We start from the raw sequence: 10188 nt of genomic DNA, 5'->3' as shown, positions 1-10188 counted from the left end.
TTCCTCCTAAAAGAAAGCCTTGAATCACGTTCAATCTGATTTGAGAATCCCAAGAGTCCACACGGCCTAGCGCCGCACGATCGAACCGGTGCGTCCGACCAGACGCGCCAGTTGCTTGAAGCGGCTGCCGACGCGGTCGGCGACGAGATCGACCATCCGGTGTTCGAACACCAGCATGAGTTTGCGTCCGTCGGTGCGGAAATGCGTCGACGGCAGCACGCCGGGTCGTGCTGCTGAGATCAGGTGCGCGACGCGAAACGCGGCGCCAAGCAGGCGCGCGCGTTCGAGCATCGTATGCGGCACCATCTCCTGCACGATTTCCGGCGGTTCGTTCTCAAGACTCAAGCCGGCGTAGCGGTAGAACACCGAGAGCGCGACGAAGGTGCGGCCCTGATGGGTGATGGAGCCGAAATTGCCGTTGGTGATGAGGCTGAGCGTCTCCTCGCCGCGGTGATCGGGATGCACGCGCCAGCCGATATCAGACAACAGGCAGGCGGCATGACGCAGCCTGCGGTCCTCGTCGGTCTCGCGGAGCCTCACGACACGCACGAGCCGATCGGTCCAGGCGATCAGTTCCTCGGCATGGCGCGCCGACCGCGAGAGCAGGCCGTTCATCGTCTGCGCTGCGCAGATCAGGCCATCCTTGGCGCGCTCGGCTGGCGGCAGCATTTCGTAGAACAGGCCTTCGCGCACGCCGAAGGTGGAGAATACGATCGTCTTCGGCTTTGCCACCCGGATGATGTATTCAAGAACGAGCGCGGCGTAGGTGAGCAGCGGCCGCCGCGCGTCGGCCACAGCCTCGATATTGGCGAGCATGTTGGTTGCCGCGAGCCGGCGCAAGCGCTGCGCGAAATCGAGCGCGTCGGCGGCGGGAATCGAATAGCCATGCATCACCTTGAGCGGATAGCCGCTCTGGATGATGTGGATGCGCGCCAGCGCGCGCCAGGTGCCGCCGACCGCGTAGAAATTGCGGCCGCGGCCCGCCTTGAGCTGCGGAACCTCAGACAGCTCGTTGCGGACGATGCGCTCGGCGCGTTTCAGCGATTTGTCCGAGAGGTCCTGCAGCGCAAGGCTGCCGAGCGGCAGCGTCACGCCGCTGTGGACGCGATTGCCCTTGACGTCGATCAGTTCGACCGAGCCGCCGCCGAGATCGCCGACGATGCCGTCGGGCTTGTGCACGCCGGAGACGACGCCCAGGGCGGAGAGCTTGGCTTCCCGTGGACCCGATAGAATTTCGATCCGCGTTCCGCAGATGCGCTCGGCCTCGGCGATGAAATCAGCACCGTTCCTGGCGTCGCGACAGGCCGCTGTCGCGATCGCATAGACGCGGCCGACCCTCTGGACCCGGCACAGCGCGCGAAACCGCCGCAGCGCCGTCAGCGCTTTTGCGACCGCATCCTCCGCAAGAAGCCCCGTGCTCTGCACCTCGCGGCCGAGACCACACAGCGCCTTCTCGTTGAACAGCGTGATGAGGCTGCGCGACAGCGACTCGTAGATCACGAGACGCACCGAGTTGGAGCCAATATCGATGACAGCGACGCTGGTAGCGCGCTTGCGCGGTCGCTTCACCGGAAAGTCCCCTTGTGGTGGCTAGCGCTCGTTGCGGCGAGTAAGCCGGCGGGGCGAAGATTCCTTGAGAGACTTTCCACGGCCCGACAGACTTGGATTCGTCATGAAGTAATTATGAAGGTTGAAAGGCTCTTCGCCTTTCGCGGCCTTCATACGCGTTGACGATCCGTCGGGCAACAATTGCCAGCTCTGCTCGGTGTCCTTCAGATTCGCGACCATGATCTGTTCGAGAACCTGCTGATGCACCGTGGGATTTTGCAGCGGACACAGCACTTCGACACGGCGGTCGAGGTTCCTCGGCATCATGTCGGCAGAGGAGATATACACAGCCGCTTTTGCGCTGGGCAGGCCATATCCCATGCCGAAGCAATAGATTCGGCCGTGTTCCAGGAAGCGGCCGATCACCGATTTGACGCGGATGTTCTCGGAAAGCCCGGGCAGGCCCGGCCTGAGGCAGCAGATGCCGCGCACCACGAGCTCGATCGGCACTCCCGCCTGCGATGCTTCATAGAGCGCGTCGATGATGTCGGGGTCGACCAGCGAGTTCATCTTCATCCAGATCGCGGCCGGGCGGCCGTGTCGCGCATGGTTGCTCTCGCCCTGGATATGCTCGATCATGCGCTTGCGCAGCGTGAGCGGCGACACCGCCATCTTCTCGATGTCGCTCGGCTCGGCATAGCCGGTGATGTAGTTGAACACACGCGCGGCGTCGCGGCCGATGATCGGGTCTGACGTGAAGTAGGAGAGATCGGTGTAGATGCGCGCGGTCACCGGATGGTAGTTGCCGGTGCCGGTGTGGACATAGGTCGTGAGATTGCCGCCCTCGCGGCGCACCACCATCGATAATTTGGCGTGGGTCTTGAGCTCGATGAAGCCGTAGACCACCTGCACGCCGGCGCGCTCGAGGTCGCGCGCCCAGCGGATGTTCGCTTCCTCGTCGAAGCGCGCCTTCAGCTCGATCAGCGCCGTGACCGACTTGCCGGCTTCAGCCGCTTCGGCGAGCGCGCGCACGATCGGCGAATTCTGCGAGGTGCGATAGAGCGTCTGCTTGATGGCGACGACGTCGGGGTCGCGGGCGGCCTGCTGCAGGAACTGCACCACGACGTCGAAGGATTCGTAGGGGTGGTGGACGATCAGGTCCTTCTGCCGGATCGCGGCGAAGATATCACCGCCATGGTCGCGCACCCGTTCCGGATGACGCGGCACATAGGGTGTGAATTCGAGATCGGGCCGGTCGAGCCGGGTGAGTTGCGACAGCTCGTTCATGGCCAGCACGCCGTCGACCAGGAAAACCTCGTCGTCGGCGGCGTTGAGCGCGTGCTGCACGAACAGGCGCAGCTCTTCCGGCATCTTGGCCTCGATCTCCAGCCGGATCACCGATCCGCGCCGACGTCGCTTCAGCGCGGTCTCGAACGTGCGGACGAGGTCTTCGGCTTCTTCCTCGATTTCGATTTCGGAGTCGCGGATGACGCGGAAGGCGCCCTGGCCGTTGACCGTGTAGCCCGGGAACAGGCGCCCGATGAAGAGGCCGGTGGCCTGCTCCAACGTGATCAGGCGCAGCCGGCCATCACTGGGGATGCGGATGAAGCGGTCGATCTTGCCGGGCATGCGGATCAGCGCGTTCATCGCCTTGCCGTCGGAGACCCGGGATAATTGCAGGGCCACCGTGAAGCCGAGGTTCGGAATGAACGGGAAGGGATGCGCCGGATCGATCGCGAGCGGCGTCAGCAGCGGGAAGATGCTGTGCAGGAAATGATCCTCGATCCAGGCCCGCTCCGTCTTGGTGACGTCCCGCCCATCGACGAGGTTGATGCCGACTTCCGAGAGCATCGTGCGCAGGTCGCTCCAGATCGCCTGCTGGTCGGAGGCGAGCTTGGAAACGGTCTGGTTGATCAGGACGAGCTGTTCGGATGGCGTCAGGCCATCGGGGCTGCGCTCCGGGATGCCTTCACGGACCTGCGCCTTGATACCGGCGACGCGGACCATGAAGAACTCGTCGAGGTTGTTGGCGGATATCGACAGGAATCTCACCCGCTCGAGCGCGGGATGGCCGGGATTGACGGCCTCTTCCAGCACGCGGCGATTGAAATGCAGCCAGGAAAGCTCGCGGTTGATGAAGCGTTCGGGGCTCGTCGCGACCGCCGGCAGCCTCTCAGCAACCTGTTCTTTCTCTTGTACTTCAATAGGTTGTGCCGATTCCATGAAGTTCTCGATCCATTCGCGTTCAGGGCCAGAGCCACTCAAGCAAAGGCAACGCAAACCTTGTGATAAGGGGATGACGTTTCGATGACATTGACGTTCTCCGCGCCAGCGCCGTCAAGTCACAGGGTCAGGCGTTGCGCCACAGTTCCGCCGCCAGCGCCCGGGTCACCGGCCGCCCGAGCCGCAGCGCCTCGGTGTCGAGCAGTTCCACCGCCTGGCGGGCGGCGGCGTAGGAGCGCTCGATCCGGCTGGCGAGATAGCTCACCAGTGATTCGTCCACGGTCATCTGGCGGTCCGTGCAGTATTTGACGATCAGGCCGCGAAACAAGAGATCGTCTGGCGGCAACAATGACACGGTCGGCACCGCACGCAGCCGTGACCGGAGGTCGCGCAATTCGATCTCGAACGCCGACGGCGGAATGCGAGCGGTCATCAGCACGAAGGCTTCGTCCTGGCGGGCGAGATTGAGCAGGTGAAACATCGCGCGCTCGTCGAAGCCGTGCGGGTTCAAGTCTTCGACAACGAGTGCACCGGTCGCGAGGTCCGCCGGCACGGTCTCGGCCGACAGTGCGTGCGCCGCTGTCGAGCGCGCGCCGGCCCGCTCGGCCCAGATCGCGGCGAGGTGGCTTTTCCCCGATCCTTCGGGGCCGACCAGCAGCATGATGCGGTTCGGCCAGTCGGGCCAGCTCTCGATCAGAGCGAGGCCGGCCTCATTCGCCGTTCCCTCGAGGAAGTCGTCGCGGGTCAGGCTCTCCGCATGCGGCAGCGCCAACGCAAGCTGACGAGGGTGAACGCTACCTGCCACGCAAAAACTCTCCGGGGCTTTCATTCTCTTGACGCGTTTTCTGCGCAGATAAGTCTACGCAATCTGCGTAAACTTGATTGCTATGCGAACCGGTGCCCACTTCGCTCGAAAACGCTCTTAGCTCGAAAGCGCTCTAGCGCGCTTCGATCGTGCTCATGTGCCGCACCCACTCCACGAGATAGAGGGAGACGGAAACCAAAGTAAAGATGGTGACAAATCCCATCAGGATCAGATCATAAGGCCTTGGCTGGAAACCGAAACCGAGCGAGGCCAGCACCAGGGCTGCGAAGGCAACCTGAGCCCCCGTGTTAAGTTTCGAGACCATCAGCGGTTTTATCTCGACCGGCTTGTCGAACAGCCAGGACACGATCACCGCCGCCACGATCATGATGTCGCGCGACACCACGAGGATGACAAGCCAGCGCGGCACCGCGCCCCAGATCCCGAGCGCCACATAGATCGACACCAGCAGCGCCTTGTCGGCGAGCGGATCGAGCAGGGCGCCGAGCTCGCTCGTCATGTTGAAGCGCTTGGCGAGGAAACCGTCGACGGCGTCGCTGACGCCGGCAATCACGAAGATCGCAAACGCGATTTCCATCTGGCTGGAGACGATCGCCCAGACGATGACCGGCACCAGAATGATGCGGCCCAGCGTGATGATATTGGGTATGCTCAACTCGGTCGCTTCCCGGCTACCGGCCTGAATTCACGGAAGATTCGGCCCCTCTGGGGGCTGAGCCGGTCGTTATCTACATAGTATACCGCCTGCCGCCTTGCGAGCCATTGCGCGGGGGCGGAATTCCTCGTAACCAGCCGTCTTCAACTGGAATTTTGCATGACCGAGCGCAAGAACGGCCTCACTTACGCGGATTCCGGCGTCGACATCGATGCGGGCAACCGGCTGGTCGATCTGATCAAGCCGATGGTCCGTGCCACCGCGCGCGCCGGTGCGGACGCCGAGATCGGCGGCTTCGGCGGCCTGTTCGATCTGAAGGCGGCCGGCTTCAAGGACCCCGTGCTGGTGGCCGCGACCGATGGTGTCGGCACCAAGGTCAAGATCGCGATCGAGACCGGGCTGCATGATGGGATCGGCATCGACCTGGTGGCGATGTCGGTCAACGACCTCGTCGTGCAGGGCGCGGAACCGCTGTTCTTCCTGGACTATTTCGCCTGCGGCAAGCTCGATCCGGAGGCGACGGCTGCGATCGTCGCGGGTGTCGCCGAGGGCTGCCGCGAATCCGGCTGCGCGCTGATCGGCGGCGAGACCGCGGAGATGCCGGGGCTCTACAAGGACGGCGATTATGACCTCGCCGGGTTTGCGGTCGGGGCCGCCGAGCGCGGGACGCTCTTGCCGCGACCGGATATCGCCATTGGCGATGCCGTGATCGGCCTTGCTTCCTCCGGCGTCCACTCCAACGGATTTTCGCTGGTGCGCAAGATCGTCGAGCAGTCGCGCGTCAGCTTCGACGCGCCGGCGCCATTCTCGCCGGTTATGACGCTCGGCGGCGCGCTGCTGACGCCGACCAAGCTCTACGTCAAATCCTGCCTGCGCGCGATCCGCGAGACCGGGGCGATCAAGGGGCTGGCGCACATTACCGGCGGCGGCTTCACCGACAACATTCCGCGGGTGCTGCCGAAGCACCTGGGTGTCGGCATCGATCTCGCCCGGCTGCCGGTCCTGCCGGTGTTCAAATGGCTGGCGGAAGCGGGCGGTATCGCCGAGCTCGAGCTGCTGCGCACCTTCAACTGCGGCATCGGCATGATCGCGATCGTGAAAGCGGATGCGGTCGAGCGGGTCATGGAGGTCTTCACCGAAAGTGGCGAGACCGCGACGTTGCTCGGTGAGGTGATCCACGCGACCGGCGAGCATCGCGTGGTCTACAACGGCCATCTCGATCTTTCGCAATGAAGCGCAGAGTCGCCATCCTGATTTCCGGGCGCGGATCGAACATGGTCGCGCTGATCGAGGCCGCGAAGGCGGAAAACTTTCCGGCCGAGATCGTCGTCGTGATCTCCAACCGCGCCGACGCCGCCGGCCTCGCCAAGGCAAGCGCGAGCGGCATTCCGACCATCGTCATCGAGAGCAAGCCGTTCGGCAAGGACCGCGCCGGCTTCGAGGCGAGGCTGCAGCGCGCGCTCGACGAGAAGAACGTCGAGCTGATCTGCCTCGGCGGCTTCATGCGGCTGTTCACGGCCGAATTCGTGCAGCGCTGGTACGGCAGGATGCTCAACATCCATCCGTCGCTGTTGCCGTGCTTCCCCGGCCTCGATCCGCATGGCCAGGCGCTTAAGGCAGGGGTGAAGATCTCGGGCGCCACCGTGCATTTCGTGATCCCGGAGACCGATGCCGGGCCGATCGTGGTGCAGGGCGCGGTCGTGGTCGCCGATGACGATACGCCGGAGACGCTGGCGGCCCGCGTCATCCAGATCGAGCACCAGATCTATCCGGAAGCGCTGCGGCTGCTTGCGGCAGGCCGGCTCACGCTGGAAGGCGATGTCTGCAAGACAGCGGGAAACGCAGCGTCAGACGGCACGCTGATTTCGCCGCGGCAAGTTAGTGCAACGTCCGCGTCCGTCAAAGAAATCCCCCCGGGGTGATGCCGGGGGTAGTGCCAGAGCTGATCGTGACTGGAGTCTAGGAGACCTTGAGGTTTTCCGCGGATGCCTTGCCGCGGTTCTCCACTAGGTCGTACTCGACTGTTTGGTTTTCGTTGAGCGTAGAGAGTCCCGCACGCTCAACCGCCGAGATATGGACGAAGACGTCCCTGTCGCCGACGGCCGGCTTGATGAACCCATAACCCTTGGTTGGGTTGAACCACTTGACGGTACCCTTCGGCATCGCCTGTCTCCTCGTCTAGACGTAAAAAAGACGCGGCCACGCTTTGCGCGTGCCACGCCACAAACCGGTTTCCGGCAGTCTGATCAAAATCCGATTCTTAGACTTCAAGGTCACGAAACGCACAGTCGAACGGCCCAATCCGATTGTGCCGGAGATTGCAACACGAAAACTGCAAGTTAGCAAGCCTCTGGTGTGCCACATAAAATCGGTGCTCCGCGGCAACGCCTGTGGCCGATCGACAACAATGCTGCGGCCTGAGGCGAAGTGTGCAAGGCCGGCTGATTGACGCTCCCGGTGAAGTAGGGGCAAATCGGCCGATATCTACAGCTGTTTTTACGCATTTTCAGGCTCGCGTCGTTTGGGAATTGAATACACGCGCTGCTCGTGGCGCCCGTCGCGGGCAAGCTCCGTCAGGGGCTGCCGCGGCCTCGCATGGGCGATTGCGGCCGCGCTTTGCCTGGCCATCGGCACGATCTGTTCGGCGCAGGCGCAATCGCGGCCGCCGACGCCTGCACCAACCCCGACCCCACCCCCAGTGGCGAGTCCAACGCCGAGCCCAAGTCCGACGCCGATCCCGTCGCCGACAGCCGGCATGGTTAACGCCGATCTCGCGGCGGGCTCGGCGATAGCCAATCTTGGCAGCAACTTCCTGGAGCGGATCGGCAACCAGGCGACCAACGGCTTCAACCGCATGGCGCGGACCAACCCCGGTGGAGGAGGTGCATCCGAGAGCGTGGAGACACCGCGCTTCCGCACCTGGTTCGAGGGCTACGGCATCTCGGCGCGCAACGACGCAGTCGGGGATTTCGTCGGCGACCGCCGCAAGACCTGGGGCGGGGTGGCCGGCATCGGTGCGCGAATCGCGCCGGGCGTCAATCTCGGCTTCTCCGTCGACCAGAGTCGCACCGACATCGATGTGCCGCTCGCGCTGCAATCGGCGGCCATCGACCTGACCCAGTTCGGCGCCCACGCCACCGTCGACAAGGGGCCGTGGACCTGGGGGATCGCCGTCGTGCACGGCTTCGGCAACATCCACTCCAGTCGCGATACCGGTCTTGGTTTGGCCACGGCGGGTTACAACGCCAAGCTCGATGGCGCGCTGAGCGAGTTCAGTTATTACTGGGACAAGGACCAGAGCCGCATCGTGCCGAAGGCGAGCCTCGAATATGTCCGCGCCAGGACCGGATCATTCCAGGAGTTCGGCGGCCTCGATCCGGTCTTCGCCAGCGCCGCCACTGTGGAGCGGATGCGGGTGATGATCGGGGCGGAAGTCGGACACTACTGGATCTTCGACCAGAAGGTGTTCGACCTCTCGGCCTATGGCAAGTTCGTCGACAATGTCGCGCAGAACTTTGGCGATATCACCGTCAGCCTCGGCAGTCAGAGCATCACGCTGCAGGGCATCGCCGAAAGCCAGTATGGCGCGGATGCCGGCGCGGCGGCGTCGCTCAGCCTGACCAATACCGCCCGGCTCTACCTCAACTACGACGGCAAATTCCGCGCCGCGATGCAGTCGCACCAGGGGACTGTCGGCGTCGAGTTCAAGTGGTAGTCGACTCGGTCGGGAAAGGCTTTGGAGCCACGTAGTTCTGCAATCCGAAATGTTCGCGCGATCCCACCATCAGCGGTGTCAGTTCGTCGGGATGGATGAATTCGTCGCGGAAGCAGGCATAGACCTTGGGATCGAAGATGCTCTTCAGCCATTCGATCATCAGCGTGTGGCGGTCCGAGTGGCGGAACTGGCGATGATAGCAGAGCCATAGATCCAGTTGATGGTTGACGCCGAGGTCGACTGCGACCAGCGGCGCGCCGAGCGCAATCACCGAACTCGGCAGGAAGCCAATTCCCGCGCCCTGTTCGACGGCGTAGAGCGCAGCCACGCTGGAATTGGTGGAGATGCCGACGATGCCCTCCAGCGAGTCCACGCCGAGGATCCGCTTGTAGGTGCCGTCGCCATGCGGCACGCCATCCTGCTTGACGATGCGATGATGCTTCAGCTCGTCGAGCGATGTCGGCAGGCCGTAGGCATCGCGATAGGCCTTCGAGGCGAAAGCGTGGATGTGTAACCGGCCGATCTTCGTCGCGATCAGTTCGGGATCGCTCGGCCGCTCGACTTGAAGCGAGATGTCCGCCTCCTGCCGCGGAACTTCAGCGCAGTCAGATACGCAACGCAGCTCGACGATGATGTTGCGGTGGGTCCGTTCGAACGTGATCAGCCGCGGCAGCACCCAGAAGTTCCCGGGTCCCTCGGTCACCGCGATCCGCACGGTGCCGCTCACCTTCGCCGGCGCACGCGCGCGCCTGACGACATTGAGGCTGAGACGCTCCATCTGCTCGACATCGAACAGCAGCGCCCGTCCTTCGCCGGTCAGCACCAGTTGCGTCTCGTCGCGCGAAAACAGTCTGCAGCCGAGATCGTCCTCGAGCTTGTCGATCTTGCGCATCATTGCGGTTGCCGGCACGCCGAGGACGTCGGCGGCGCGGCTAAAGCTGCGGTTCCGTGCGCAGAGCAGGAACACCCGCAAATCTCCCCACTCAGGGCGAAGCGCGTCTTCAAGTTTCTTGCGCTGCATGGGCGCAGCGCTGCCGGCCAGATCATGCGGCATGCGTTTCTTGTCCCGTGTAAAGGGATGATGCCGCAACCTAGGCGATGAAGGTGCACAAAATGTTGCTTGCGACCTGGAATTTCAACATAAGTGCGCTAGGCCGTGTGGACAGTTACCTTATCCAGAGCAGAGTGGCGGCAATGGCGACGACGGCGAAGTAGTTTCGC

General features: G+C 63.5%; 10 protein-coding genes. 3 read left to right on the top strand and 7 right to left on the bottom strand.

Annotated features, from left to right (window positions below; translation table 11 throughout):
- Positions 1-66: 66 nt before the first annotated feature.
- The 4 genes from ppx to AAFX91_RS34420 form a co-directional block, all read right to left on the bottom strand.
- A complete protein-coding gene (gene ppx, locus AAFX91_RS34435; protein ID WP_394569535.1) occupies positions 67-1569 on the bottom strand; it encodes an exopolyphosphatase in 1503 nt (500 codons plus the stop codon).
- A 21-nt stretch (positions 1570-1590) separates the two neighbouring features.
- On the bottom strand, positions 1591-3771 hold the full coding sequence (locus AAFX91_RS34430; protein ID WP_394569534.1) for an RNA degradosome polyphosphate kinase: 2181 nt from the start codon (positions 3769-3771) through the stop codon (positions 1591-1593).
- Between the two features lie 127 nt (positions 3772-3898).
- On the bottom strand, positions 3899-4576 hold the full coding sequence (locus tag AAFX91_RS34425; protein WP_130581405.1) for a chromosomal replication initiator DnaA: 678 nt from the start codon (positions 4574-4576) through the stop codon (positions 3899-3901).
- A 133-nt stretch (positions 4577-4709) separates the two neighbouring features.
- Positions 4710-5252 carry a CDP-alcohol phosphatidyltransferase family protein gene (locus AAFX91_RS34420; RefSeq protein ID WP_028165891.1) on the bottom strand — a complete coding sequence of 181 codons (543 nt, stop codon included), beginning with the start codon at positions 5250-5252 and terminating at the stop codon, positions 4710-4712.
- 159 nt (positions 5253-5411) lie between these two features.
- On the opposite strand from AAFX91_RS34420, the gene purM reads away from it, so the two are divergent.
- Together purM and purN are read left to right on the top strand one after the other, a co-directional pair.
- On the top strand, positions 5412-6485 hold the full coding sequence (gene purM / locus AAFX91_RS34415; protein WP_394569533.1) for a phosphoribosylformylglycinamidine cyclo-ligase: 1074 nt from the start codon (positions 5412-5414) through the stop codon (positions 6483-6485).
- On the top strand, positions 6482-7174 hold the full coding sequence (gene purN, locus AAFX91_RS34410) for a phosphoribosylglycinamide formyltransferase (protein WP_394569532.1): 693 nt from the start codon (positions 6482-6484) through the stop codon (positions 7172-7174). The genes purM and purN overlap by 4 nt, the downstream gene beginning before the upstream one ends.
- A gap of 37 nt (positions 7175-7211) precedes the next feature.
- Here purN and AAFX91_RS34405 read toward each other — a convergent pair whose 3' ends face one another.
- Positions 7212-7415, bottom strand: a complete 204-nt coding sequence (locus tag AAFX91_RS34405) for a cold-shock protein (RefSeq protein WP_130581408.1) — start codon at positions 7413-7415, stop codon at positions 7212-7214.
- 333 nt (positions 7416-7748) lie between these two features.
- Positions 7749-8009: a hypothetical protein gene (locus AAFX91_RS34400; RefSeq protein WP_394569531.1), complete on the bottom strand. Its 261-nt coding sequence runs from the start codon at positions 8007-8009 to the stop codon at positions 7749-7751.
- Between AAFX91_RS34400 and AAFX91_RS34395 the strand changes: the two genes are divergently transcribed.
- On the top strand, positions 8008-8967 hold the full coding sequence (locus AAFX91_RS34395; RefSeq protein ID WP_394569530.1) for an autotransporter outer membrane beta-barrel domain-containing protein: 960 nt from the start codon (positions 8008-8010) through the stop codon (positions 8965-8967). The genes AAFX91_RS34400 and AAFX91_RS34395 overlap by 2 nt on opposite strands.
- On the opposite strand, the gene AAFX91_RS34390 is transcribed toward AAFX91_RS34395, so the two are convergent.
- Positions 8957-10021 (bottom strand): LysR family transcriptional regulator, encoded by a 1065-nt coding sequence (locus tag AAFX91_RS34390; protein ID WP_394569529.1) that lies wholly within the window; start codon positions 10019-10021, stop codon positions 8957-8959. The two genes, AAFX91_RS34395 and AAFX91_RS34390, sit on opposite strands and share 11 nt — an antisense overlap.
- Positions 10022-10188: the final 167 nt, after the last annotated feature.

This window comes from Bradyrhizobium sp. 31Argb (assembly GCF_043638955.1).
In the GTDB taxonomy this organism is placed as follows: Bacteria; Pseudomonadota; Alphaproteobacteria; order Rhizobiales; family Xanthobacteraceae; genus Bradyrhizobium.
This window is presented reverse-complemented; position numbering and strand designations above follow the sequence as displayed.

Bases quoted from the DNA above. Each gene is read 5' to 3' on its own strand.
- AAFX91_RS34430 (WP_394569534.1), bottom strand. From the start codon at position 3,771: ATGGAATCGGCACAACCTATTGAAGTACAAGAGAAAGAACAGGTTGCT.
- purM (WP_394569533.1), top strand. From the start codon at position 5,412: ATGACCGAGCGCAAGAACGGCCTCACTTACGCGGATTCCGGCGTCGAC.
- purN (WP_394569532.1), top strand. From the start codon at position 6,482: ATGAAGCGCAGAGTCGCCATCCTGATTTCCGGGCGCGGATCGAACATG.
- AAFX91_RS34405 (WP_130581408.1), bottom strand. From the start codon at position 7,415: ATGCCGAAGGGTACCGTCAAGTGGTTCAACCCAACCAAGGGTTATGGG.
- AAFX91_RS34395 (WP_394569530.1), top strand. From the start codon at position 8,008: ATGGTTAACGCCGATCTCGCGGCGGGCTCGGCGATAGCCAATCTTGGC.
- AAFX91_RS34400 (WP_394569531.1), bottom strand. From the start codon at position 8,009: ATGCCGGCTGTCGGCGACGGGATCGGCGTCGGACTTGGGCTCGGCGTT.
- AAFX91_RS34390 (WP_394569529.1), bottom strand. From the start codon at position 10,021: ATGCCGCATGATCTGGCCGGCAGCGCTGCGCCCATGCAGCGCAAGAAA.